At 73.0% G+C, this 25,569-nt stretch carries 21 protein-coding genes and 1 pseudogene; 13 read left to right on the top strand and 9 right to left on the bottom strand.

The window, feature by feature from the left end; genetic code table 11:
• The first annotated feature begins 4 nt into the window (after nt 1-4).
• On the top strand, nt 5-1,504 hold the full coding sequence (locus DRB96_RS09630; protein ID WP_112448046.1) for a CoA-acylating methylmalonate-semialdehyde dehydrogenase: 1,500 nt from the start codon (nt 5-7) through the stop codon (nt 1,502-1,504).
• Between the two features lie 174 nt (nt 1,505-1,678).
• Here DRB96_RS09630 and DRB96_RS09635 read toward each other — a convergent pair whose 3' ends face one another.
• The 6 genes from DRB96_RS09635 to DRB96_RS09660 all read right to left on the bottom strand — a co-directional run bounded on the left by DRB96_RS09635 (nt 1,679) and on the right by DRB96_RS09660 (nt 8,277).
• Nucleotides 1,679-2,893, bottom strand: coding sequence for a hypothetical protein (locus tag DRB96_RS09635; RefSeq protein WP_112448047.1), 1,215 nt, complete (start codon nt 2,891-2,893; stop codon nt 1,679-1,681).
• A 62-nt stretch (nt 2,894-2,955) separates the two neighbouring features.
• On the bottom strand, nt 2,956-3,975 hold the full coding sequence (locus DRB96_RS09640) for a DUF916 domain-containing protein (RefSeq protein ID WP_112448048.1): 1,020 nt from the start codon (nt 3,973-3,975) through the stop codon (nt 2,956-2,958).
• A gap of 104 nt (nt 3,976-4,079) precedes the next feature.
• Complete coding sequence (locus DRB96_RS09645) at nt 4,080-5,372, bottom strand: hypothetical protein (RefSeq protein ID WP_112448049.1); 1,293 nt, start codon at nt 5,370-5,372, stop codon at nt 4,080-4,082.
• A 335-nt stretch (nt 5,373-5,707) separates the two neighbouring features.
• Nucleotides 5,708-6,985 carry a S8 family peptidase gene (locus DRB96_RS09650; RefSeq protein ID WP_239516606.1) on the bottom strand — a complete coding sequence of 426 codons (1,278 nt, stop codon included), beginning with the start codon at nt 6,983-6,985 and terminating at the stop codon, nt 5,708-5,710.
• Nucleotides 6,986-7,135: 150 nt separating this feature from the next.
• A complete protein-coding gene (locus DRB96_RS09655) occupies nt 7,136-7,549 on the bottom strand; it encodes a GNAT family N-acetyltransferase (protein ID WP_112448051.1) in 414 nt (137 codons plus the stop codon).
• 203 nt (nt 7,550-7,752) lie between these two features.
• Nucleotides 7,753-8,277: a hypothetical protein gene (locus DRB96_RS09660; RefSeq protein WP_112448052.1), complete on the bottom strand. Its 525-nt coding sequence runs from the start codon at nt 8,275-8,277 to the stop codon at nt 7,753-7,755.
• A gap of 177 nt (nt 8,278-8,454) precedes the next feature.
• Between DRB96_RS09660 and DRB96_RS09665 the strand changes: the two genes are divergently transcribed.
• The 4 genes and pseudogenes from DRB96_RS09665 to DRB96_RS09680 all read left to right on the top strand — a co-directional run bounded on the left by DRB96_RS09665 (nt 8,455) and on the right by DRB96_RS09680 (nt 13,192).
• The gene (locus DRB96_RS09665) at nt 8,455-10,374 is read left to right on the top strand and encodes a histidine kinase (protein WP_239517715.1); all 1,920 of its coding nucleotides are present in this window, start codon (nt 8,455-8,457) and stop codon (nt 10,372-10,374) included.
• 202 nt (nt 10,375-10,576) lie between these two features.
• A complete protein-coding gene (locus DRB96_RS09670; RefSeq protein ID WP_112448053.1) occupies nt 10,577-11,377 on the top strand; it encodes a glycerophosphodiester phosphodiesterase in 801 nt (266 codons plus the stop codon).
• An 85-nt stretch (nt 11,378-11,462) separates the two neighbouring features.
• Nucleotides 11,463-12,064: pseudogene (locus DRB96_RS09675) on the top strand (ATP-binding protein).
• A gap of 153 nt (nt 12,065-12,217) precedes the next feature.
• On the top strand, nt 12,218-13,192 hold the full coding sequence (locus tag DRB96_RS09680) for a DUF5926 family protein (protein ID WP_112448054.1): 975 nt from the start codon (nt 12,218-12,220) through the stop codon (nt 13,190-13,192).
• Nucleotides 13,193-13,430: 238 nt separating this feature from the next.
• On the opposite strand, the gene DRB96_RS09685 is transcribed toward DRB96_RS09680, so the two are convergent.
• Entirely contained in the window at nt 13,431-14,087 is a 657-nt protein-coding gene (locus tag DRB96_RS09685) for a hypothetical protein (RefSeq protein WP_239516129.1), read from the bottom strand.
• 94 nt (nt 14,088-14,181) lie between these two features.
• Nucleotides 14,182-14,880, bottom strand: coding sequence for a bifunctional DNA primase/polymerase (locus DRB96_RS09690; protein ID WP_112448056.1), 699 nt, complete (start codon nt 14,878-14,880; stop codon nt 14,182-14,184).
• 420 nt (nt 14,881-15,300) lie between these two features.
• Here DRB96_RS09690 and DRB96_RS09695 point away from each other — a divergent pair, with 420 nt between their 5' ends.
• Nucleotides 15,301-16,914: a PP2C family protein-serine/threonine phosphatase gene (locus DRB96_RS09695; protein WP_112448057.1), complete on the top strand. Its 1,614-nt coding sequence runs from the start codon at nt 15,301-15,303 to the stop codon at nt 16,912-16,914.
• 126 nt (nt 16,915-17,040) lie between these two features.
• Nucleotides 17,041-18,507, top strand: coding sequence for an aminopeptidase P family protein (locus tag DRB96_RS09700; protein WP_112448058.1), 1,467 nt, complete (start codon nt 17,041-17,043; stop codon nt 18,505-18,507).
• Between the two features lie 57 nt (nt 18,508-18,564).
• Here DRB96_RS09700 and DRB96_RS09705 read toward each other — a convergent pair whose 3' ends face one another.
• Nucleotides 18,565-19,023: an ATP-binding protein gene (locus DRB96_RS09705; RefSeq protein WP_112448059.1), complete on the bottom strand. Its 459-nt coding sequence runs from the start codon at nt 19,021-19,023 to the stop codon at nt 18,565-18,567.
• Between the two features lie 258 nt (nt 19,024-19,281).
• Here DRB96_RS09705 and DRB96_RS09710 point away from each other — a divergent pair, with 258 nt between their 5' ends.
• From DRB96_RS09710 to efeB, 6 genes are all read left to right on the top strand, one after another.
• Nucleotides 19,282-20,106 carry a hypothetical protein gene (locus DRB96_RS09710; RefSeq protein WP_112448060.1) on the top strand — a complete coding sequence of 275 codons (825 nt, stop codon included), beginning with the start codon at nt 19,282-19,284 and terminating at the stop codon, nt 20,104-20,106.
• 109 nt (nt 20,107-20,215) lie between these two features.
• Nucleotides 20,216-20,932, top strand: coding sequence for a YcnI family protein (locus DRB96_RS09715; protein ID WP_112448061.1), 717 nt, complete (start codon nt 20,216-20,218; stop codon nt 20,930-20,932).
• Between the two features lie 97 nt (nt 20,933-21,029).
• Complete coding sequence (locus DRB96_RS09720) at nt 21,030-21,683, top strand: SCO family protein (protein ID WP_112448062.1); 654 nt, start codon at nt 21,030-21,032, stop codon at nt 21,681-21,683.
• Nucleotides 21,680-22,189 (top strand): copper chaperone PCu(A)C, encoded by a 510-nt coding sequence (locus tag DRB96_RS09725; protein ID WP_112448063.1) that lies wholly within the window; start codon nt 21,680-21,682, stop codon nt 22,187-22,189. The genes DRB96_RS09720 and DRB96_RS09725 overlap by 4 nt, the downstream gene beginning before the upstream one ends.
• Before the next feature lie 22 nt (nt 22,190-22,211).
• Nucleotides 22,212-24,254, top strand: coding sequence for a copper resistance protein CopC (locus tag DRB96_RS09730; protein WP_112448064.1), 2,043 nt, complete (start codon nt 22,212-22,214; stop codon nt 24,252-24,254).
• Nucleotides 24,255-24,259: 5 nt separating this feature from the next.
• Nucleotides 24,260-25,561 carry an iron uptake transporter deferrochelatase/peroxidase subunit gene (efeB, locus tag DRB96_RS09735; protein ID WP_239516130.1) on the top strand — a complete coding sequence of 434 codons (1,302 nt, stop codon included), beginning with the start codon at nt 24,260-24,262 and terminating at the stop codon, nt 25,559-25,561.
• Nucleotides 25,562-25,569 lie beyond the last annotated feature (8 nt).

The raw sequence follows: 25,569 nt of genomic DNA on the forward strand, positions 1-25,569 counted from the left end.
AGGCATGAAGACCGTCAACCACTGGATCGGTGGCAAGACCGTCGAGGGCGCTTCGGGCAACTACGGCCCGGTCACCGACCCCGCCACCGGCGAGGTCACCACGCAGGTGGCCCTCGCGTCCGCCGACGAGGTGGACGCCGCCGTACGGGTCGCCAAGGAGGCGTTCCTGTCCTGGGGCCAGTCCTCGCTGGCCGCCCGCACCAAGGTGCTGTTCGCCTACCGCGCCCTGCTGGACGCCAACCGCGACGCGATCGCCGACCTGATCGTCGCCGAGCACGGCAAGGTGCACTCGGACGCGCTGGGCGAGGTCGCCCGCGGCCTGGAGATCGTCGAGCTGGCCTGCGGGATCACCGTGCAGCTCAAGGGCGAGCTGTCGACGTCCGTCTCCAGCCGCGTCGACGTCTCCTCGATCCGCCAGCCGATCGGCGTGGTCGCGGGCATCACCCCGTTCAACTTCCCGGCGATGGTGCCGATGTGGATGTTCCCGCTGGCCGTGGCCTGCGGCAACACCTTCATCCTCAAGCCGAGCGAGAAGGACCCCTCGGCCTCCACGCTGCTGGCGCAGCTCGCGAGCCAGGCCGGTCTGCCGGCGGGCGTGCTGAACGTGGTCCACGGTGACAAGGTCGCCGTCGACGCGCTCCTCGCGCACCCCGACATCGCGGCCGTCTCCTTCGTGGGCTCGACCCCGATCGCCCGCCACATCCACACCACCGCCTCCGCCAACGGCAAGCGCGTGCAGGCCCTGGGCGGCGCAAAGAACCACATGCTGGTGCTGCCGGACGCCGACCTGGACGCGGCCGCCGACGCGGCGGTCTCGGCCGCCTACGGCTCGGCCGGCGAGCGCTGCATGGCGATCTCGGCCGTCGTGGCCGTCGGCTCCATCGGCGACACCCTCGTCGAGAAGATCCGCGAGCGCGCCGAGAAGATCAAGATCGGCCCCGGCAACGACCCGGCCTCCGAGATGGGCCCGCTGATCACCGCCGTCCACCGCGACAAGGTCGCCTCGTACGTGGAGGGCGCGGCCGCGCAGGGCGCCGACGTGGTCCTCGACGGCACCGGCTACACGGTGGAGGGCAACGAGAACGGCCACTGGATCGGCCTGTCGCTGCTCGACAACGTCAAGACCGACTCGGACGCCTACCGCGACGAGATCTTCGGCCCGGTCCTGTGCGTGCTGCGCGCCGAGACCTACGAGGAGGGCCTGGCGCTCATCAATGCCTCGCCGTTCGGCAACGGCACCGCGATCTTCACCCGCGACGGCGGCGCCGCCCGCCGCTTCCAGCTGGAGGTCGAGGCCGGCATGGTCGGCGTCAACGTGCCGATCCCGGTGCCGGTGGGCTACCACTCCTTCGGTGGCTGGAAGGACTCGCTCTTCGGTGACCACCACATCTACGGGAACGACGGCATCCACTTCTACACGCGCGGCAAGGTCGTCACCACCCGCTGGCCCGACCCGTCCGACGCCCCGGCGGGTGTGGACCTCGGGTTCCCGCGCAACCACTGACCGACCGCAGGACCGCGTGACCGCGTGACCGCGTGACCGCAGGCCCGGCCGTGCCCCGGGTCCGTCGCGACCGCTCGCCCCCCGCAACCCTCACCGCGGGGGGCGAGTCCGTTCCCGGCCCCGGGAACCGCCCCGGGAATCGCCCCGGCCCCGGGAACCTTCCGGGGCACCGCGCTAGAACAGCGACCAGACGTCGGCCGCCGCCGTCGTGGACCACACCGCGTCGCCGTGCCCGTAGCCCGGGACCACGGTGAAGCGGACCCGCCGGTTGCCGCCGTCCCGGATCAGCCGGGCGCCGCGCGGGTGGTCGCCGCGCCCCAGCTCGGTGTTGACCCACACCACCTCGGCTTCGATCCGCTCCCAGGGGAGCGCGTACGTCTTCTCGTCACCCGCCCAGATCGCGGCCAGGTCCCGCATCAGTGCGGTCGGGACCAGCCCGCTGCCCAGGGCGGAGGCGGCGGCGTGCCAGGTGGCCAGCGGGGTGTGGGTCAGGCCGAAACGGTCCTCGGCCGGCGTCGCCCCGAAGACGTAGGAGCCCGCGCTGTGGCCCTGGGCGTGGATCCAGTTCGCGGGGCCGGGCAGCGCGGCCGTGCGGACCAGCGCGAAGTGGGCGAGCCCGGCGTTGGTGAAGCGGAGCGCCGGGTCCGGCGGCCAGGGGACCGGGGAGGGTGCCTGCGGGTCGGTGACGGCCCGGGCGATCATCGCCGCCAGACCCGGGTCCGCCGCGTACGCGCCCCGCGCGAGCTGGGCTTCGTACGCGTCCCGGGTCGCGGCCGCCCGTACGGCCAGGTCGCCCTCGTACGGCCCGGTCGTGTCCAGGACCACCACCCGGGACAGGCGCGGCGAGCGGTCGTGGGCGGCGGCGTCCAGCGCGAGGGCGGCTCCGGCGGAGTGCCCGACGTACTGGTAGGGCAGCCCGAGTGCGCCGTCCAGCGCCGACACGACCCGGGCGAGGTCCCGGCGGTGCGCCGCGAGCCCCCGATCGGCGCCGATGTCGGCCGCCGTCGCCGCGTCCTCGCGCGGGGTGACCCCGACGACGAGGAGACCCTCGCGGCGCAGCTCTTGGGCGAGGCCGAGGTCGCCCGGCGTGAAGAACTCGGCGCAGAAGTTCAGCCCGCCGCCCGGCAGCAGGTACGCGATCCCGCGCGGCGCCCGCCGGGTGTCCGCGACCACGTCCACCGTGACCGGGGCCGGGCCGCCGTCGTCGAGCGGGAGGGTCAGCCGGATCCAGCCGTCGCCGGGCAGGTAGGCGGCCGTTCCCGTGCCGAGCGTCCGCTCGAGGAGGGCCAGCAGCCCCACCCCGTGGCCGGCGGCGTCCCGCGGCCGGCCTGCGGCGTCCTGCCCGGGGGCCGGCCGGTCGGGACCTTCTTCGCCGCGCTGTCGTTCCATGACTGCTGCCTCCCCCGTAGCGGTGATGGCCGGATGCCGTCACCTGGGGACACCCTCTCCGGTCAGCGCGCTTCAGCCAAGTCCGGGGTCTCGTGGGGCTGTTCGGTGCCGCTGCGGCGGCGTCGGCGGACCACCAGGGCGGTGATGCCGGCGCCCGCCAGCACCAGGAGCGCGCCCAGCGCGGACCACGGCACGGCGAGGAAGTCGGTGGAGGACTCGGAGACGAGGTCGGGGTAGGCGGAGGCGGAGGCGCTGATGTCGACGGTGACCCAGTCCGACTGCGGTGCGTCCGCCCAGTCCTCGGTCAGCTCGATCCGCTGGCCCGGCAGCAGCACGAGCTTCAGCTCGCGCGCCGGCCGGTCCAGCACGCTGCGGCCGAACAGGCCCTCGGCGGAGACCGTCACGCTCGGCTCGACGACCACGTTGCCCCGGTTGACCAGGGAGTAGGAGATCTTGGCGTGGGCGTCCTTCACCCAGGGCAGCAGCGGCGCCGACCGGCTGACCTTCACGTCCTCGACGCTCAGCCCGGGCGTCACCGGCCCCGGCACCCGGAAGTAGAGGCGGGCGCCCACCTGGCGCTTCACCCCGACCTTGACCTTGCCCTCCTGCTGCGTGCCCTCCACTTCGGTGTTGAGGGCGACGATCCCGCCCACGTGGTCACCGGGCGTCGCGTCCGCCGGGACCTTCACGGAGAACGGGAAGTCCTTGCGGCCCTTGGGCGGCACGGTCACGGTCGTCTTCGCCTCGGGCGGCAGCGCGACCCAGGTGCCGACGTCCTTGGGCTTCGTCTCGACCGGCAGCAGCGCGAAGGCGCCGCCCACCGGGGTGTTCACGGCGTCGGTGGCGAAGACCTGGAACGTCAGCTCCTTGTCGGAGGAGTTCACGATCGTCGCGCTGTCGTTGACGGTGGTGCCGGCCGAGCCCTGGTGGAAGAAGTACGCGCGGTCGGTCATCGCCGCACCGGCGGGCGGGGTCGGGAAGACACCCCACGTGCCGTTGTCCGCGGCCGTCGCGGGCGAGGCCGGGAGCAGCAGGGCGGCGAGGCCGAGGAGCAGGCCGAGGAGGAGGGTGCGGGTGCGCATGGGCGGTTCTCCAGTCGGGCCGGACGGGGTGTGGTGGGGATGCGCGGAAGGGTGGTGCGGCGCCGGAGCGCCGCACCACCCGGGATGGAGCGGGGCCGTACGGGTCAGGCGATCGAGAAGGTGACGACCGACTGGTAGGTGTCCGCGAACATGAACGGCGGGAGCTGGATCATTCCGGCGCCGCCGATCTCGAACTCGCCACCGGTCAGGTCCTCACCGCCCGCGGCCTGGGAGGCGATCTTCATCGGGACGTCGGAGATCGCACCCGGCGCACCCGCGGAGCAGGTGCTCGGGCTGTCCACGTTGGTCACCTTGCAGGACGGCTGGATGCCGAGCTGCGCCTTGGCCATCGAGTGGCCGGTGACCGCGTTCAGGAACGGCGTACGGGTCGCCGAGACGTCCCAGCCGAGGGTCCCGCCGCGGAAGTCCTGGACGGCCATCGCGGTGAACTGCCCCACGACCGACTGGGCCTTGCCGTTGATGGTGACCTTGCCGAAGTCGACGGCCGGGTTGCCGGACTGCGGGCCGATGGCCAGCGGACCGGGCAGGACCTCGACGTCGACCGGGTTCTGCACGCCGGGCTGTTCGACGACGAAGACGAAGGCCTTGAACGGGGGGAGCGAGCCGTCGATCTTGATCTCGTCGGCAGCCTTGGTGACGGTGAGGTTGCAGGTCGCGGCGCCGGACGCGGCGGCCGTACCGGTGCCGGTGTCACCGGTGGCGACGCCGGCCTTGAGCGCGGAACAGGTGACCGGACCGGCCGGGAAGTTGGCGCCCGTGACGACGACCGCGGTGCCGGCCTTGCCGCTGTTGGGCGTCAGCTTCGTGGTGACCGGGTCCTTGGGCAGCGCCTCGACGGCCACCGATCCGAGCGACGCGCTCGGGCGCGGGCTCGGGGTGCAGGTGGTGGTGAAGACCGAGCCCATGAGGCTCGCGTCGGTCACCGACAGGTCCAGGGCCACGTTGACCGTGGTCCCCTCGCTGCCGTCCGGGATCTTGATGGTGCCGGAGAACGCGGCCGGGTCGAGCGGCTGCCCGGCGACCACGTTGACCGTCTCGGGCGGGCTGACGACCGTCTGCGTGGTCGACCCGACCTTGAGGGTGATCTTGGAGACGTTGGTGGTCGTCACCGAGAAGCCGGGGATGACCGGGCTCGCACCCGGGTCGATGCTGATCGGGACCACGTCGCCGGCCTTGGCGCCGTCGGGCAGCGTGACCGTGAAGGGCTGACTGCCCGAGGCGCCCGCCTGGGGCGGGGGCGCGACGCAGTCCATCTGGACGGGCGTCGTCTTGGTCGCGGCCTGCGCGGTGCCCGACAGGCCCACCACGGCGCCCGTCAGGGCGAGGGACAAGGCGCCCGTCCCGGCCAGAACTCTTCGTCGAAACGTTGTACTCACTGGGTCGCGACTCCTTCGTCATACGAACCCTCCCCCCACCCGCTGTGTGGGGGAGGCCGAGCCGGTGCGGTGGCCGACATTGACGCGTCGCTGTGATGAGAAGTCAATGACTTGCTTTCGCCCGAAGCACACAGAAATTGATGTGCCATCAGGCCGGGTGGGCCGGCGGGCCGGATACCGACCGGCCGGTGGGTTGTACGGGTGGGGCGGGTGGGTTCGCCGGAGGGCGGCGCTCCGGCGCTGAGCTGCGCTTCGCCGCGGCGGCGCGGTGGGGGACGCGCGGGGCCGGCTCCCGCCGGCGGGCGGGTCACCGCCGGCGGGGGTCCTCGTACGGGCTACTTCTCGGCCGGGACGTGGAGCAGCAGGTTCGGAGTACCGGCCGGCAGGGCCGTGATCCGGTCCCGTACGGCGTCCCGCAGAAGGATTTCGGCCACCTGCGCCGGGGTCTTGCGCGGGCCGCCGGCCGCCAGGTCCCGCGCGAGCACCAGCGCCGCGGCGCCCGCCGCGTGCGGGGCCGCCATCGAGGTGCCGGAGGCTCGCGCGAGGGCCGTCGCGGAGCCCTTCCAGGCCGAGGTGACGGCCACGCCCGGGGCGGAGAGGTCCACGCAGGGGCCGTGGTTGGAGAAGGAGGGCCGCCGGTCCCCGGCGTCGGTCGCGCCCACGGTGAGTGCCTGCAGAACGCCCGAGGGGGAGCCGGTGCAGGCGTCCTCGGCCGCGTTGCCCGCGGCCACGGCGAAGGTGATCCCGGCCGCGACGGCGCGGGTCACGGCCCTGTTCAGGGCGAAGCTGTGGCTGCCGCCCACGCTCATGTTCGCCACGGCAGGGGTCGCGGGGTGCTTGAGGGAGTCCTTGACCATCCAGTCGATCCCGCGCGTGATGGCCGACAGGCTCGCCTCCCCACGGCAGTTCGCGACCTTCACGGCGACGAGCGAGACCTCCTTGGCGACGCCGTAGGTGGCTCCGCCGACCGTTCCCGCGACGTGCGTGCCGTGGCCGTTGCAGTCCGTGGCGCCCTCCATGTACACGGCGTTGGCGCCCCAGCGGGCGCGGCCGCCGAACTCCTGGTGCAGGGTGTTGATCCCGGTGTCCACGATGTACGCGGTGACCCCCCGTGCCGTGGCCGGGTACGCGTACGAGCCGTCGAGCGGGAGCTCGCGCTGGTCGATCCGGTCCAGGGCCCAGGGCGCGGAGGACTGGACCAGGGGCTGAGCGTCGACCGGGGCGCTCGGTGTGTCGCGGCCGACGCTCACCCCGTTGACCAGGAACGTCGCGTCGGGCTCCACGGAGGCCACCCGCGGATCGGCGGCGAGTTCGGCGGCGCGGGCGGCGGTGGTGCGGACGGCGAAGCCGTTCAGGGCGGTGTCGTAGACGGTGCCGACGCGGTCGCCGGAAGCCTCGGCCTCCGCGACGAGCGCACGCGTGGAGGCGAGGGCGGAGGCGCGGGAGAGCCGGTCCTCGAGCACCACGACGTAGGGCGCGGTCTCGGCACCGGGGCCGGCTTCGACGGTGGCGGTGGTGGTGGCGGCTGTGGCTTCGGCGGCGGCGTACGGCGGCAGGGCGGTGGCCACCGCCAGCAGGGCGGCGGCCGGGAGCAGCGCGGTGAATGCGGTCATGCGGCCGATGCTCGGCGAGGCACGGGCCGGCCGCGCGGAGGGTGCGCCGACTGGCCCCACGACACGCCGCCGCGCGGGCTACGGGGTGCCGGCCCGGGGACTGGCCCGGGGACCAGGCCGGGCGGCTTGGTGGCCACCAGGCCGGGCGGCCTACTGGCCGATGGGCCAGCCGCGCATGGAGAAGACGCCCTCGTCCTGGGCTCCGGCCGCCTCGTACGTGGCCAGGGCGGCCTCGTTGTCCGTGTCCACACCCACCCACATGCCGTAGCAGCCGCGGGCCCCGGCCTCGGCGGCGAGCGCCGCGGTCAGCGCACGGCCGATGCCGCGCCGACGGTAGCCCTCGTCCACGGAGAGCTCGTACAGGCACATCTCGGTGCCCTTGTCCGGGTGGCTCATCTCGATGCCGGAGACCATCCCGGCGGGTACGCCGTCCACGTAGGCGATGAGCATCAGGTGCCCGGGGGCGTCGAGGAACCGCTGCGACCAGTCCGGGCGCACGGGCCCGTCGAAGAGTCCCTCCGCGGCCAGGAGTTCGGCAGGGGTGCTGGCGGGTCGGATGTCCATGGCGGTGACGATAACGGCCCGCCGTGCGCCGGGGAACGTGATTTCTGCGCGTCGCGGCGGTCTGTGGTCCTCGGTGCAGCGGTGCAGCGGTCTGCGGTCTGCGGTCCGCGGTGCCGGTGCGCGGCCCGCCGCCGGCCCGTACCGACGAGCGCCGCGCGTGCCGGGCGTCCTGGATCAGCGGGCGCGCGCCGCCCGCCGCCTGATCAGCGGCCTCCGCGCGCCGCCTGCCGGACCGGGGCGCCGTCCCCCGTCTTCGCGCCGGGCGACGGAGTGCCGTCGGTCCAGGCGTAGACCTCCCGGCCCCGCACTGTGACCTGGTACTGGTAGTAGTCGCGGCACTCGGGCCGCTCCTCCTCCCGCGTGCCGGCCGGCCACCACTTGGCGGCCGGCACCCTCCCCGCGGGTTTCTTCGCCACGGCCGCCGAGCACTGCGGTCCGTCCAGCGGGGTGGCGCCCAGGGTGAACCGGAGCAGCCGTGCCCCACTGTCCGTGCGCGCTTTTATTCGCACGGCGGTCGCGTCCTTCGGCACCCAGTCCGGCAGCACCCACGACCGTTCCCCGCGCGTCGGGGCGTCGGCGGCCGTGGCGAAGCGCATGCCCTTCTCCTTGAAGACCCGGTCGTTGATCGCGTCGGACAGGGGGTTGGGCGGGAGGTTGGGAAGGGCGATGGCTGCGGTGGCGAGGACTCCCACGGTGGCGGCGAGGATGACGAGAGGGCGGCGGTTCATGTGTACGAGTATTCGTGGGGGGAGGGGTAACCCGCGTCCCTCCCGAGGACGAACCGAAACTCTGCCCCAAGGGTGACAGCGGCTCATACCTGAGTCCTGCCTCTGCCCTTCGGCAGAGGGCCGGATCCCTCGCGAGGCTCACGCCGGACCCCCTTCCGGCCTCGGATAATCGTGGATATGTCTGTCATGGGTCGCTCGCTGCTCAGGGCCGCCGCCGAGGCGTTCGGCGGGGGTGTCCTCGTCCTGCTGGCGTTCGGGCTCATCGACCAGGTCGGCGGCGGCCTGCCGGTCCACACCAAGGCGGTGGTCGCGCTCGCCGCGCTGGTCCTGTTCGTCGTACGGCGCCGCTTTCCGGAGGCGGCACTGCTCGGCATGGGAGTGCTGCTCGGGGTGATGTCCTGCCTCGGAGTCCTGATGGCGGTGACCGCCTACGCGGTCGCCCACCAGCTGGCCGGGGCCGGGCGCAGGGCCGCCGTGCTGTTCGGGGCCGGGGCGCTCACCGTGCTCACGGCGGGCGCGACGGTCCACCGCCAGGGCTTCGGCTCCTGGCAGTACGGGCTCACCCTCGGCGGGGTCCTCGCCGCGGTCGCCGTCCTGGTACCCGGTCTGGTCGGGGCTTCCGCCGGGCAGCAGCAGCGGCTCCTCGCCGCCCTGCGCGAGCGCGCCGCCGCCGCCGAGGAGAACCGCCGGCTCGCCGAGAGCGAGTCCCGCATCCACGAGCGGTCCCGCATCGCGGCCGAGATGCACGACCTCGTCGGACACCGGCTCAGCCTGATCTCCCTGCACGCCGGCGGCCTCGAGATGGCGCTGCGCGGCCGGGCCGGCGAAGACGCCGGCGAACTGCGCGAGAGCGCGGGCCAGGTGCGCCAGGCCACCCGCGACGCCATGCACGAGCTGCGCGAGGCGCTCGGGGTGCTGGGGCCGCTGTCCCGCGACACCGGAACCGACGCGCTGACCGACGCCACCGGGACCCGGGCCGACATCGAGGCGCTGGTCGCCGAGTCCCGTGCGGGCGGGGTCCGCATCGGCTTCGGTTGGACCGGGCCCGACACCGTCGACCGCGAACCGCGGGTGCGGCGGGCGGTGCACCGGGTCGTGCGCGAGGCCCTGACGAATGTGCACCGGTACGCGGCCGGTGCGCCGGTGGAGGTGCGGATCGAGCACACCGCCGACTCCGTCGAGGTCTCCGTGGCCAACGGGGCCGCCCCGGTGCGGCCGCCGGGCGCGGGGGACGCGGCGGCCGAGGCCGGCACCGGCCGCGGCCTGAGCGGGCTGCGCGAGCGGGTCGCCCTGCTCGGCGGCGACCTGGCCGCCGGGCCGGGGCCCGCCGGGGGCTTCGCCGTGCGGGCCCGGCTGCCGGCCGTCCCCCCGACGGCGGCGCAGACCGACGCGGAACGCGCGCAGACCCGTACGCCGGGTACCGCGGGCGCGGCCGCCCGGCGGCTGCGGCGGGCCCCGCTGCTGATCCCGCTCGCCCAGGCGGCCTCCGGGCTGCTCGTCCTGGCCGGCATCGGGGCCACCTTGATGTTCGGCCTGCAACTGGTCGGCCACGCCCGGCCGCTGGACTACTCCCCGCCGCGGCCGCCGGAACCGGGGATGACCCGGCAGCAGGTCGAGGCCGCCGGCGTCTACGACGAGAGGATGGCCCGCGCCGCGGCCGCCGGGCACGAGCCGGTGCGGCCGGCGGGTACGGGCGACTGCCTGTACCCGTACAGCCGGGACACCGTCGGCCGGGACCGGCTGGAGCTCACCCGGTACTGCTTCCGTGGCGATATTTTGATCGAAATCACCCGATTCGAGGTGCCGATGGTGCCCGCAACCCTCTCCCCGTCCCCCTGTCTCCTATACACCTCTCCGAGCCCGTGTGGGGGAGCTGTTGGGTCGGCTCACTGCCGGGTGCCGGCGTCGACGGCAGCTGCTGGGTCACCGGCTCGGCGACCGTGGGAACCTCGGGGGCCTCGGAGGCAGGAGCGGCCACCGGGGGTGCGGGCGGGGCCGCGGGGGGCGTCGGGGCCGCGGTGCCCTCGTTCTCGGTGCTCACAGCGCTCTCTCCTCGTCACACACGGCTTCAGAAATACTGGCGATCGGTCCGACTGAACGTTCGACGTGCCGTACAAGTTCCAGGGCGAAGCCTTTCCCATGACCCGTCAGAGCACTGTAAGCCGGACCTGTGCGTCTCCCCCCATCCTTTATCTCCGACATATCGGACGCATCCGCAGAAGCACCCACAGGGCTCTCCCCAGGGCTCTCCCCAGAGCTCCCCCCGACATCCGGAGCCTCTCGGTGGCACCATGACCCGGTGACCCACGCAACGCCGCGCCCCATCCAAGTCGTCGCCCACCGCGGCGCCTCGGAGGATGCCCCCGAGCACACCCTGGCCGCCTACCGCAAGGCCATCGAGGACGGGGCCGACGCCCTCGAATGCGATGTACGGCTCACGGCCGACGGCCATCTGGTCCTGGTCCACGACCGTCGGGTGAACCGCACCTCCAACGGCCGCGGCGCGGTCTCCGCCCTGGAGCTCGCCGATCTCGCCGCGCTCGACTTCGGCTCGTGGAAGGACCGCGAGGAGTCCCCCGACTGGGACGCCGACCCCGAGCGGACCTCCGTCCTCACCCTGGAGCGGCTGCTGGAGCTGGTCGCCGACGCCGGACGGCCGGTGCAACTGGCGATCGAGACGAAGCACCCGACCCGCTGGGCCGGACAGGTGGAGGAGCGCCTGCTCTTCCTCCTCAAGCGCTTCGGCCTGGACGCGCCGCCCGCCGAGGGGCCGCACCCGGTCCGGGTGATGAGCTTCTCCGCGCGCTCCCTGCACCGGATGCGGGCGGCCGCGCCGACGGTCCCGACCGTGTACCTGATGCAGTTCATCTCGCCTCGGATGCGGGACGGCCGGCTGCCGGCCGGGGTGCAGATCGCGGGGCCGGGCATGCGGATCGTGCGCGGCCATCCGGGCTTCATCCGCAAACTTCAAGCCGCGGGCCACTCCGTGCACGTATGGACTGTGAACGATCCCGAAGACGTTCAGCTCTGCGCTGATCTGGGTGTAGAAGCGATCATCACGAACAGACCACGCCAGGTTCTGTCACAACTAGGGCGCTGACGCCCCTTTTTGCCCACCCGTCACACGAACACCGGACGTCACAGGGTGTGCACCGGCGCATCCGCTCCGCATTCGGCCGTCGTCAATGCGCCAGAGGGCTCCGCTTGGGCGGTTTCCGGTCCAGGCCATTGGGGCATCCAGACCATGCGTGGGGCTAAGGAGGTTCCGGGGGTGGCGTTGATGGTGGCACAAGAAGTGCCCACGTCGTCGTGCATGGACGTACGCCATGGTCCTGCGGGCGTGGGCGAGGCGAGGCACCGGATGCGCGAGCAATTGCGTGTCAGCGGGGTGCCCGAATCGGTCGTGGACGATGCCGTACTGATCCTTTCCGAACTGCTCAGCAACGCCTGCCGACACGGCAGGCCGCTGGGCGCGCGGGACATCGGTGACGGCGGGATACGCGCGTCGTGGCGCGTGGACAAAGCGGGGCGGCTGACGGTCGAGGTCACGGACGGCGGCGGTCCCACCCGCCCGGTCCCGGCCACGCCCTCGGTCACCGCGCGAGGCGGGCGGGGGCTGAACATCATCAGCGCCCTGGCCCAGGACTGGGGTGTCCGGGACGGAGCGGCGGGTGAGGTCACCGTCTGGGTGATCGTCGCCTGTGGGGCCCGGCACGAGGATTTCGCTACGCGCGTCGCGGCCCCGGCGATCGACTTCGGTACGGCCTTCGGCGACCTGGATCCCTGATCCCCGGTCCCCGGCCCCGAACAACTGGATGGCGGCCGTCCGGGAGCGCACGCCGACCGTGCTCCCGGCCGCACCCCACCGGCTGCGGCGGTACGAACGGCTAGGCTCGCGCCCAGACCTACGCCGTACCGCCGCAACCGGGAGACACCCACGATGGCCAAGAAGCGCCCCGCAGCGAAGACCGCAAAGCCGCAGCTCAACAACGGTGAGATCCCGGTGGTGGGCGCTCGCGAGCCCTGCCCCTGCGGATCCGGGCGCCGCTACAAGGCCTGTCACGGCGCAGCCGCCGCGCACGCCGTCACCGAGCACGTGCGGCGCCCCTTCGAGGGCCTGCCCGGCGAGTGCGACTGGGTCGCGCTGCGCGAGCTCGTCCCCGCCGCCACCGTGCCGCTCACCCTCAAGGGCGGCCTGCCCGAGGGCGTCCCCTCCGTCACGCTGGTGACCGTACTCCCGCTGGCCTCGCCGGCGCTGCGCCGCGAGGACGGCTCCGTCCTGCTCGGCCTGCAGAACGACTCGACCAGCGGCGACCTCGCCCGCGACATGGCCGACACCCTGGAGCGCGCGCTCGCCGCCGAGCCGGGCACCGTCATCGAGGCCCGCCGGGTCCCTGCCGAGGGCACCCGACTTCAGGATCTCCTGGCCGCGGACGGCGGTTTCGAGCCGGTTGTGCACAGCGGGTTCGAGTTCTGGATTCCGGACGCGGACGGCGCGCAGAACGCCTCGCCGGAGATCGCCGCCTCCCTGGAGCGCGCCAACGCGGCCGCCATCCCGACGGTCAAGCTGACCGGCGTGGACTCCGCCTACTGGTGCGAGACCCCCGACAAGAACCACCTGCGCTGGGTCATGCCGCACCCGGAGGAGAAGCTGCTCGACGCGCTCGCGCGACTGCACGCGGCCGGCACCTCCTCGCTCGGCGAGGGCACCAAGCTCGTCGGTTCCTTCCGCGCGCACGGCCTGATGGTCCCCGTCTGGGACCTGCCCACCGGTGTCTCCGCGGACGACGTGGAGAAGCCGGCGGCGGAGCTCGCCGAGCGGCTGGCCGTTGCTCTCGCCACGGACGCGCCGCTGACCACGGAGGAGCGCCGGGCCCGCGGCGGCCTCACCAACCGCCAGGTGACGCTCAGCTGACCGGCGCCGGGGGCCGCTCGCGGCCTCCGGCGGGCCGCTCGCGGGCCCCTGACGGGAGGGCCACAGGTGACCGCTCACCGGTGACCGGTGTCACAACTCCCGCTAATCGCCTGCAAATCGATGTCCGAATATCAGAGATCGAATTTGCAAGCAGGCGATCTCTTGTTACCGTTCTTGTAGCCCGGTCGCTGGTGCATCCCCCGTCGCCAGCGACCGGGCCCTTGATTTTCGGCGGTGCTCAACCGTCGCCCGGTGCCGGTGAGTTGCTCCCGGACCGCAGCAGCAGCGCCCCTTCATCATCCGGAACTGCAAATTCCGCAATGGCCGAGTAGGCGTCGGGCGCCCCGGCCGAGGGATCCTTGGGCGTCTCGCACAGACCCGGCTCGTCCCCCGCGCCGACCGCGCAGCGGATCTGCACCGTCCGGCCGGCCGGACCCATCACCGTGAGCACCGCGTCGAGCGGACGGCCGCTGGTGTTGCGGTAGTAGCTGCGCCCCCACGTCCGCCCCTCGCCGACCAGCACGCAGGTCTGTGCCTCCACCCCCTGCGGGGAGGACACTTCGGGCCCGCAGCGCGCGTCCGTACGCGGCTGCTCGGAGGGACCCGGGCGGGCCGGCGCCCCGGCGGCGGCGGAACTCGCTTCGGAACCGCCGGAGTCGGAATCGCCGGAGTCGGAATCGCCGGAGTCGGAATCGCCGGAGTCGGAATCGCCGGGGTCAGAAGAGTTGGAGTCGGAAGAGCCCGGGGAGGAACGGCCGAGGCCGAAGGTGGAGAGCAGCCCACCGCCCTTTCCGTCGCTCTGACCGGCGAAATCCGGCCCGGCGATCGCTCCCGCCAGCGGGAGCGACAAGATGATCAGCACACCGGCACCGATACCGATCAGGCGGAGATTCATTCGCCGAACATAGCGACGCGGGAATGGGGCACGGACATCCCCGCGCCCAATTCCCCTGGAAACCCGTCCTGCTGGCACCCGTACGAGTGATCTGTCAGTACGCGAGCCGGCTGCCGCCGCCCGGCGCCCCGCTGCTCGCCTCGACCAGCGCGTCCACGACCGCCTCCACTTCCGGCAGCCAGATCCCCCCGTCCGCCGCCGGCCCGCGCTCCCACCGCACTTGGCCGCCGCCGATCGCGGCGGAGGGCGGCAGCAGCAGGTAGCCGCCCTCGCCGTGGAAGCGCAGCGAGGAGGGCACGTGGTCCTTGGCGTAAAGGAGTTCGCCGAGCCGCTCCAGCGAGTACGGCGCCACCAGCAGCGACCACCGCGTGGGCGTGGCCACGACCGGCCCGAGTCGCAGGCCCTGCGCGTCCAGCCGTACGACGGCACGCGCGGCCGCCGCGGCAGGCAGGCTCACCGCGCAGGGCGCGGTTCCGCCGGTGGCCAGCAGGATGGGGGCACCGGCCCGGTTGGCCCACCACCAGGCCACCATCCGGGGGTCGGTGGTGGCCGCGAGCAGCCCCGGGTCGAAGGGGTGCGCGCCGGGAACGACGCAGTCGGGGTCGGGGCAGGCGCAGCGGGAGCTGTCGGCGCCGGAGCGCCCGACGCCGGGCAGTACGGGCCACCGCCAGGTCGCGGCGCAGGTGAGGGCCGCTTCGAGCAGGGCCGCCCCGTCGGCCTGAGGCGGGGCGGGGCGCAGGGATTGCAAGCGATTGCGGAGCCGCTGGAGACGCCTTCCGAGGATCTCGCGCATGAGCGCTCGTTCCTTTCCGTTGAACGCCGAGGGCCACATCACACCACGTGAGCGGTGGTTCACCACACGTACACGTTTCGCGTCACTGTCCACGAGAAGCAGGTTCACACGCTTCGTGCAGTTTTCTTACGGGTCCATGAAACGTCCGGCGGGGGCGGGACGCGACCTCGGGCCGCGACCCCGGGCCGAGGCGGGAAAGGCTGTCGTCGATGGGGACGACGGACCGCGCCGGACGGTTCCCGGCGGGTGCCGGAGTGCGCCAACTGTCCACGGCTGTCACCGATTACGTACCCGGACCGGCTGACGGACCTGCCCAGTCGACCGCAAAAACCGCCTGCTTCCCCCATTTTCCGGCCAAGTTCTAGCCTCGACCGGACAGTGAGTTGCCGTCTCACGGACACCAGGATTCCCACCTGGGCAATGCTGGACATCGCTCCTTGTGTGCGTGTAGATGTGGATTCATTGATGGCGGCGCAGCATGATCTGGGGGTTTGCGATGCTATATGGCGAATCGCACCAGCTGGAAGGGCGGACGCCATGAGCGCCCCACATTTGCCGAAAGTGGCTGGAATCGATCCAGCAGTTACAGCGTCCCCGCACACTGTGGCGCCCGCACCGGCGCCCTCATCCTCTCCCGTGCCCACCTCGACGACCCCGCGGACGGCCCACGCTCCGGCGCCGGCCCCCGCGGCGAGCTCTGTCATCCAGGACCGCCTGGCGGGCATGGTCTCCGACCTCACCACGCTCCACGAGCTCACCGAGCGGCTCGCCCGCGCCGCTGACCTGGCCTCCTCCCTCCAGGAGTTCCTGCGCGCCGGAGCGGCCCTCGTCGGCGCCCGGCGCGGCCTGATCGTCCTGGAACCCTCCGACGGGCTCGGCCCCACCACCACGATCGGCCTCGGCCTCGGCCACGCCGACCTCGGCCACATCGAGACGGTGCCGCGCAGCGCCACCTCCTACGGCCGCATCCTCGACGGGCTGCCCGACGCCCACGGCGGCTCCGACGTGCTCCCCGAACCCGGTACGGCCCCCGGTTCCGGGGGATACGCCACCCCCGTCGACCCCCGGCACCGCGAGGTGGCCGCCCGTCTCGGCTTCGCCGCCAGCTACTCGCTGCCGATCACCGCTGAGGCCACCGGCCGGCTCGGCGCGGCCGTCTGGCTCTACGACGAGCAGGCCGAGCCCAGCGACCGCCAGCGCGACCTGGCCGGGCTTTACGTACGGCACGCCGCCGAGCACCTGGCCCGGATCGTGGAGGTGGAACGCTCCCGCTCCGACCTGGCCACCGTCGCAGAGGAACTCCTGCCCAGCCGGCTCCCCCGGATCTCCGGGGTCCAGCTCGCCGCCCGGCACCACACCGGTCCGCGCGGCGGAGGCGACTGGTACGACGCGCTGCCGCTACCGGAGGGCGCCCTCGGGCTCGCCGTCGGCTCCGTCACCGGCTCCGGCCCGAGCGCCGTCGCCGCGATGGGCCGGCTGCGGGCCTCGCTGCGCGCGTACGCCGTCATGGAGGGCGAGGACCCGGTCGCGGTCCTGTCCGACCTGGAGCTGCTGCTGCGCCTGACCGAGCCCGCGCGCTCGGCGACCGCGCTCTTCGCGTACTGCGAGCCCGCCGGGAGCCCCCGGCCGGGCGGCCGGGGGAGGAAGATCATCCTGGCCGGGGCGGGCCACACCCCGCCGCTGCTGATCGGCGAGCGCCGCACCGAGTACGTGGAGACCACCCTCTCCGCGCCGCTCGGGATGCTGTCCTGCTGGGAGGCGCCGAGCGTGGAGATCGAGCCCGCGCCCGGAGAAACGGTGCTGCTGTACACGGACGGACTGCTCCGGCGTACCGGCGACCCGATGGACCGGGCCTACGCGCGGCTGCACGCCGCCGCCGCGGGGATCCCCCGCAGCGCCCGCGAGGACCCGGCCGCCATCTGCGACCACATCCTGCGGACCGTGCTGCCGGAGGGGGACGCGGCCGCCGCCGCGCCCCGGCCCGGCACGGTCCCCGACGAGGACATCGTGCTGCTCGCGGCCCGGTTCGAGTGAGGCGGCAGGTCCGGTTCGAGGTCCGGTTTAACTGATTTGTCACACGACCCGCCGGGCGCCGTCCGCTCACACATACGATGGATGAGGTCCATACCCGGTCCGTGTCCGTCGTACTGAGGAGAAGACGTGGCTGACGAGCTCACCCCGGAGACCCCGGAAGAAGAGCAGCCCAAGAAGAAGCACAAGCAGCGCAAGAACGGGCTGTACCCGGGCGTCAGCGAGGAACTCGCGGAGAGCATGCGCACCGGCTGGGCCGACACCGAGCTGCGCGGACTGGAGCCGATCGCCCAGGCCGTGCACACCGCCGCCCGCCGCTCCGCGCTGTCCAGGCGCTTCCCCGGCGAGCGCCTCGTCGTGCCCGCCGGCCGGCTCAAGACCCGCTCGAACGACACCGAGTACCCCTTCCGCGCCTCCACCGAGTACGCGTACCTCACCGGTGACCAGACCGAGAACGGCGTCCTGGTGCTGGAGCCCTCGGGGGAGACGGGCCACACCGCCAGCGTCTACCTGCTGCCCCGCTCCGACCGCGAGAACGGCGAGTTCTGGCTCTCCGGCAGCGGCGAACTGTGGGTCGGCCGGCGCCACTCCCTCACCGAGGCCGAGCAGCTCCTGGGCATCCCCGCCAAGGACGTCCGCAAGCTCTCCGAGGAGCTGGCCGAGGCCGAGGGCCCGGTCCGCGCCGTCCGCGGCCACGACTCCGTCATCGAGGCCGCCCTGACCGACAAGGTCACCAAGGAGCGCGACGAGGAGCTGCGCGTCTACCTCTCCGAGGCACGCGCCGTGAAGGACGCCTACGAGATCGGCGAGCTGCAGAAGGCCGTCGACTCCACCGTCCGCGGCTTCGAGGACGTCGTGAAGGTGCTCGACAAGGCCGAGGCCACCTCCGAGCGCTACATCGAGGGCACCTTCTTCCTGCGCGCCCGCGTCGAGGGCAACGACGTCGGCTACGGCTCCATCTGCGCCGCCGGCCCGCACGCCTGCACCCTGCACTGGGTCCGCAACGACGGCGACGTCCGCTCCGGCGACCTGCTGCTGCTCGACGCCGGTGTGGAGACCCACTCCCTCTACACCGCCGACGTCACGCGCACCCTGCCGATCAGCGGCGCGTACACCGAGATCCAGCGCAAGATCTACGACGCGGTGTACGAGTCCCAGGAAGCCGGCATCGCCGCCGTCAAGCCCGGGGCGAAGTTCCGCGACTTCCACGACGCCTCGCAGCACGTGCTCGCCGAGAAGCTCGTCGAGTGGGGCCTGCTGGAGGGCCCGGTCGAGCGCGTCCTGGAGCTCGGCCTGCAGCGCCGCTGGACCCTGCACGGCACCGGCCACATGCTCGGCATGGACGTCCACGACTGCGCCGCCGCGCGCACCGAGGCGTACGTCGACGGCACGCTGGAGCCGGGCATGTGCCTGACGGTCGAGCCCGGTCTGTACTTCCAGGCCGACGACCTGACCGTGCCCGAGGAGTACCGCGGCATCGGCGTCCGGATCGAGGACGACATCCTCGTCACCGAGGAAGGCAACCGGAACCTGTCGGCCGGGCTGCCCCGCACCTCGGACGACGTCGAGGCGTGGATGGCCCGCCTCAAGGGCTGATCGCTCACGTGCCGATGGGCCGGAACCCGCACGGGTTCCGGCCCATCGGCACGTCGTCTACGAGGCCTTCAGCAGCGCGTCGTCACGCCACTTCAGCATCTTGTCGAAGCTCACCACGGCTCCCCGGCCCGGCCGGTTGCGGAAGCGGACGTGGTCGGCGAGCTCCGCGATCAGGTGCAGGCCCCGGCCGTGCTCGGCCAGGGAGGGTCTGCGGCGGGCCACCGTCGCGGCGGGGAAGCCGGGACCCGAATCGCTCACCTCGATGCGGCAGCGGTCCCCGTCCAGATAGGCCGTGACGTGGTACGCCCCGGTCTCGTCCGGGGCTCCCGCGCGCGGGGCGGCTTCGCGGCCACCGTGCTCCACCGCGTTCGCGCAGGCCTCGCTCAGCGCCACCGACAGGTCGAAGGAGATGTCCGGGTCCACCCCAGCGGTCTCCATCGTTCCCAGCAGCAGCCGCCGGGCCAGCGGCACGCTCGCTGCTTCGCGCCTCAAGTGGAGAGACCACCAGATGCTCATACGGTTACCTATTGCCGCCCTGGGGGCCGGGTAAGCCCCCGAGGAGCGACAGAGCCCCCGTTCGGCCGATGCGGCGCTCCCGGCCGGCGGTGTATGCGACGGTATGGGCGCCCGTGGGCCGGCTGCTACGGGCCCCCGCACGAGCGGTCCACGAGCGGAGGCCCTGGCTCCGGCCGCGGTGCCCGTGCGCGGGAACGCAAAGTATGTGGCGCACCTGCCGTATGAGGCGCCTAAGCCCAGTGCGATGATGACCAGGCCATGACTGCCCCCCACGCGACGCAGGCCGGACCCGGCCTCAGGCTGATCCGGGCCGCGGTGTTCACCGCGGTCTGTGTCGTGCTGTCCGCCGCCGGGCACGCGCTGGCCTCCTGCGCGACGGTCCCCTGGTGGTCGCTCTGCGCGGGCTTCCTCGCCCTCTTCGCGGTCGCGGCCCCGCTCGCGGGCCGCCGCCGCTCGCTCCCCGGCATCGCCGCCGGACTGGCGGGCGGACAGCTGGCGCTGCACGCGCTGTTCGGCCTCGGCCAGCACGGCGCCACGGCCCCGGCGGGCGGCGCCGCGGCCTCGGACACCTCGCTCGCGGCGCTCGCCGCCCAGTTGGTGTGCGGGGGCAACTCCGTCACGATCGCCCCGGCGGAGGCACGCCGGATCCTGGAGAACGCGGGACTGGACCCGGCCGCCTTGGCCGCACAGGCCCAAGCGCAGGGCCACTCGGCCCACGCCCACTTGGGGCAGGACCTCATCTCACCGGCCACGGGGCCGGTCGGGCTGCTCAGCCCGGCCATGCTGATCGGCCACCTGCTGGCCGCGCTCGCCGCCGGCTGGCTGCTCGGGCGCGGCGACGCCGCGCTGTTCCGACTCCTCGAACTGTCCAGGCTCTCCGCCGAAGCCGGGCCGGTGCGCGCGCTGCGTGCCGCGCTGGCCTACGTACGGGCGCTCGGCGCCGGGCTGCCGGGCACGCCGGACCGTACCCTCCGCACGGCCCGGGCGGCCGCCGGACCGGCCGTCTCCACCGGCCGGGACTCCCTGCAGCACACGGTGATCAGGCGCGGGCCGCCGGCCTCGGCGCTCGCCCTCGCAGCCTGACGCGGCACACCCTCCCGGGACACACGAACGGGAGCAGCGGTGCCGCGGAACTCCGCGCGCGCCGCACGCGGAGCCACCGTCACCACAGCTTCCGTGGAGTGTTCCTGCCATGAAGACCTCTCGCGTCTCCTTCGCCGCCGCCCTCGCCGCCGGTTCCGTGCTCGTCCTGTCCGGCACCGCCTTCGCCCACGTCGGCGTACAGCCCGGCGAGGCCACCAAGGGCGGCTACGCGACCATCGACTTCAAGGTCCCCAACGAGCGCGACGCCGCCTCGACCACCCAGCTCGAGGTCAACTTCCCGGTCGACCAGCCGCTGTCGTCCGTCATGCCGCAGGACGTCCCCGGCTGGACCGTGAAGGTGGAGAAGAGCAAGCTCGACAAGCCGCTCACCGTGCACGGCAAGCAGATCAACGAGGCCGTCACCAAGGTGACCTGGTCGGGCGGCAAGATCGAGCCCGGCAAGTTCCAGCAGTTCCCGCTGTCGATCGGCAAGCTGCCCGACAACGTCGACAAGATGGTCTTCAAGGCGATCCAGACGTACGACAACGGCGAGACCGTGCGCTGGATCGAAGAGGCCAAGGACGGCGCCGCCGAGCCGCAGAACCCGGCGCCCGTGCTGAAGCTGATCGCCGCCCCGGCCGCGGGCGACCACCACGACGACGCCAAGGCGGACGGCTCGAAGGACGCAGCCGCCCACGAGGACGGCCACTCCGAGGCCGCCAAGAGCGGCTCCGACACGACCGCGCGGGCCCTGGGCATCGCCGGCATCGTCATCGGCCTCGGTGGCGTGGCCTTCGGCATCGCCTCGCGCCGCCGCACCTCCTGACCCGCAGGTCCCGCGGCCCGGCCGGCCCCTGACGGCCGCCGGACCCGCCGGACCCCGCCGATCCACCCGTACGCTCCCCGATCCCAGGGACATTCCCATGCGCACCACACGTGTGACGGTCGCCGCCCTCGTTGCGGCGGCCGCCCTCACCCTCACCGCCTGCGGCGGCGAGGGTGCCAAGACCGACCAGGTCACCCAGATCAGCGGAGGCCAGGCGAAGGCCGGCTCCGCGACCGTGCTCGAGCGGCCCTTCGACAAGCCCGACCTCGTCCTCACGGACGCCACCGGCAAGCCGTGGAACCTGCGCGAGCAGACCAAGGGCAAGCCGACGCTCATCTACTTCGGCTACACCAGCTGCCCCGACGTGTGCCCCCTGACGATGAGCAACATCGCCGTCGCCAAGAAGGCGCTCCCCAAGGCCGACCAGGACAAGCTCCAGGTCGTCTTCATCACCACCGACCCGGCGCGGGACACTCCCGAAACCCTCCGCTCGTGGCTCAAGGGCCAGGACCCGGCGTTCACCGGGCTGACCGGGGACTTCGCCACCATCCAGGCCGCCGCGCGCACCCTCGGCATCGGTATCGAGGCCGCGACGACGGACGCCAACGGCAACGTCGTCTCCATGCACGGCGCGCAGGTCATCGCGTTCTCGCCCAAGACGGACGAGGGGTACCTCCTCTACGGGGAGAGCACCACCGTCGACGACTACACGAAGGACCTGCCGAAGATCGCCAAGGGAGAGAACCCGTGAACGCCCGCACCACCCGCTCCCGCACCACCCGCGCCCTCGCCGCCGTCCTCTCCCTGACGGCCGCGCTCGCCATATCCGGCTGCTCCTCGGACGGCAAGGACTCCGCCGGCAAGCCCGAGCTGACGGTCAGCGGGGGCTACATGCCCGAGCCCGTCAACGACAAGATGGCCGGCGCGTTCATGGTCATCGACAACGGCTCCAAGACGGCCGACAAGCTGACCGGGGTCACCAGCACGCTCTCCGACGATCTGCAGATCCACGAGACCAAGGACCAGAAGATGCAGCAGGTGCAGTCCCTGGACGTGCCCGCGAACGGTCAGCTCAAGCTGGAACGCGGCGGCAGCCACGTCATGTTCATGGGTCTCAAGAGCACCCCCAAGGTCGGTGACAAGGTCACCGTCGAGCTGCGCTTCGAGAAGTCCGACCCGGTCAAGGTCGAGCTGGACGTCAAGGAGCGGACGTACAAGGCACAGGCTTCAACGCCCACCAATGGCACCGCCCACTGACGGACCGAGGGACTGACACGCCATGACGGCCACCGCCCCGCCCCCCTCCACGGCCCGCGTGCGTGCCACGGCACTGCTGCCGCGGCTCACGCTGGTCCTCGCCGCGCTGCTGGCAGCCTTCTTCGCCGCGGCCGCCCCGGCCTCGGCGCACGCCGCACTCACCGCGAGCGATCCGGGGGACGGGGCGGTGGTCGCCGCGGCACCCGCCCAGATCACCCTCTCGTTCTCGGAGGGCGTCGCCATGAACGGCGACTCCATCCGCGTCCTGGACCCGCAGGGCAAGCGCGTCGACACCGGTGAACTGCGCGACCTCTGCAGCGGGAACACCATCCGCTACGGAACCGCCCTGCGCCCGGGACTGCCGGACGGCACCTACACGGTCGCCTGGCAGGCCATATCCGCCGACAGCCACCCGATCGCCGGCGCCTTCACCTTCTCCATCGGCGCCCCCTCCGCGACGACCGTCTCGCTGCCCTCGCGGGCGGCGGGGGACGGGCCCGTCGCCATCGCCTACGGGATCGCGCGCTACGTCGCCTACGCCGGGTTCGCCGTCCTCGTCGGGGCCGCCGCCTTCATCCTCCTGTGCTGGCGCCGGGGGGCCGCGGAGCGGTCGATGCAGAAGCTGGTCGTACGGGCCTGGGTCACGCTCACCGTGGCCACCCTCACGATGCTCGTGCTCCGCAACCCCTACACGGGGTCCGGCAAGTTCGCCGACGTCTTCGACCTGGCCGGGCTGAAGTCCGTGCTGGAGACCAAGTCCGGCGCCTCGCTCGTCTCGCGACTGCTCCTCCTCGGCGCCGCCGCGCTCTTCATCACCGTCCTGTTCGGCGCCTACGCGCGGCGCCACCGGAGTGACGGGGCCTCCGGGGAGGGGACCCCTGTGGACGGAGGTCCCGTGGACGGGGCTTCCGTGGACGAGGCTTCCGGAGACGAGGCCAAGGACTCCGCCGACGCCAAGGACGAGAGCGACCTCCTCTTCGGTCTCGGCGTCGGCGGAGCCGTGGTCGCCGCGGGCATCGCCGCCACATGGGCGCTGTCCGAGCACGCCTCCACCGGCATCCAGCCCGCCCTCGCCATGCCCGTCGACATCCTGCACCTGATGGCCGTCGCCACCTGGCTCGGCGGACTCACCGCCCTGCTCGTCGCCCTCCACAAGGTCCCCGGGATCGAGCGCGAGGCCATCCGGCGGTTCTCCGCCGTCGCCTTCACCAGCGTTCTCGTGCTGACCGCCACCGGCGCCTACCAGTCCTGGCGCCAGGTCGGCAGCTGGTCGGCGCTGACCGGAACCGACTACGGCCGGCTGCTGCTCGTCAAGATCGGCCTCGTCCTCGTCCTCGTCGGCGTCGCCTACGTCTCCCGCAAGTGGACCTCGCGGCTCACCGGGACGGCCCGGGCCGAGAACGGGGTGGAGCAGGACGAGGAAGCCAGGGTCGGGGCCGCCGAGCCGGGCGATGTTTCACGTGAAACAACGGCCGGGGCGCTTCCCGCCGACCCCCGGCGCGCCGCCCAGCTGGCCCGCCAGAGCGCCGCCCGGCGCACCGCACGGGAGAAGCAGGCGCGCGACGCCGACCCGGACCGCGCGGGCCTTCGCCGGTCCGTGCTGGCCGAGGCGGGCGTCGCCGTGGTCCTGCTGGCCGTCACCACCGTCCTCACCAGTACGGAGCCCGGCCGCGCGGCGGAGCTGGAAGCCGGCAGCGGGTCCACCGCCACCGCCGTTCCCGACCGCGCGGTCAAGATCACGATGCCCTTCGACACCGGCGGCCAGAACGGCAAGGGCTCCGTCCGGCTCCAGCTCGACCCCGGCCGCGTCGGTGCGAACACCCTCCACGTGTGGGCCGAGACCCCCGACGGCAAGCCCCTCGACCTCCCCGAGGTCAAGGTGGCGTTCACCCTCCGGGCCAAGGACGTCGGCCCGCTGCCGGTCGCACCCGAGCGGGCCGCGGCCGGACACTGGAGCGCTTCGGGCGTCCAGCTGCCGCTCCCTGGCGACTGGCAGATCGACGTGACCGTCCGCACCTCCGACATCGACCAGACGACCGTCCAGAAGAACGTCAAGATCGGCTGACCAGCGTGACCCAGAACAGCAGCGAGACCACCGAGAACGCCCAGGGCAGCCCCGACGTCGAGATCTCCCGGCGCCGGCTGCTGGGCACGGTCGGCGCCGCGGGCGCCGCCGGGCTCGCCCTCGGCGCCACCGGCGGGGCCCTCGTGCACTCGGCCGTGTCCGGGCCGGGGACGACGGGCTCCGGCGGCGCCGCCGGCACGCTGGCGTCCATCGGCGCCACCCGGGTGGCCTTCGAGGGGACGCACCAGGCCGGCATCACGACGCCCCTCCAGGCCAAGGGCCACGTCCTCGCCTTCGACCTGGCGCCGGGTGCCGGTCGCACCGAGGCCGCCGCCCTGATGCGCCGTTGGTCCGACACCGCCCGGCGGCTGACGGCGGGCGAGAACGCGCCGATCGCCGACAGCGGCATCGCCCTGGACTCCGGCCCCTCCTCGCTCACCGTCACCTTCGGCTTCGGCCACTCCTTCTTCGAGCGCACGGGCCTGGCGGGCCGCCGTCCCGTCGCCCTCGACCCGCTGCCGGACTTCTCCTCCGACCGGCTCGACCCCCAGCGCAGCAACGGCGACCTGTGGGTCCAGATCGGCGCCGACGACGCGCTCGTCGCCTTCCACGCGCTGCGCGCCCTGCAGAAGGAAGCCGGGCAGGCGGCCCGCCTCCGCTGGCAGATGAACGGCTTCAATCGGTCTCCCGGCGCCACCGCCACCCCCATGACCGCCCGCAACCTCATGGGCCAGGTCGACGGCACCAACAATCCGAAGCCCTCCGAGGCCGATTTCGACAAGCGGATCTTCGTCCAGGGCGGGGGGCCGGCCGAGCACGCCTGGATGGCCGGGGGCTCGTACGCCGTCGTACGCCGCATCCGCATGCTCCTCGACCCCTGGGAGCAGCAGTCGCTCACCCAGCAGGAGCAGGTCATCGGCCGTACGAAGGCCACCGGCGCCCCGCTGACCGGCGGCGGCGAGACCACCGCCATGGCCCTCGACAAGCTCGGCGCCGACGGCAAGCCGGTCATCCCCTCCAACGCGCACGCGCGGATCTCGGCGCCCGCGCAGAACGGCGGGGCGGCCATGCTCCGGCGCCCCTTCTCCTTCCACGACGGGACCGCCGCCGACGGGGCCCCCGATGCCGGGCTGCTCTTCATCTGCTGGCAGGCCGATCCGGTACGCGGTTTCGTCCCGGTCCAGCGCAAGCTCGATCGCGGCGACGCGCTGTCGGAATTCATCCGGCACGAGTCCAGCGGGCTGTACGCGGTGCCGCCCGGCGCGCGCGCCGGGGAGTACGTGGGTCAGCGGCTGCTCGAAGGGTGAACAGCCCA

Source organism: Streptomyces sp. ICC1 (genome assembly GCF_003287935.1).
Classification (GTDB): Bacteria; Actinomycetota; Actinomycetes; order Streptomycetales; family Streptomycetaceae; genus Streptomyces; species Streptomyces tritrimontium.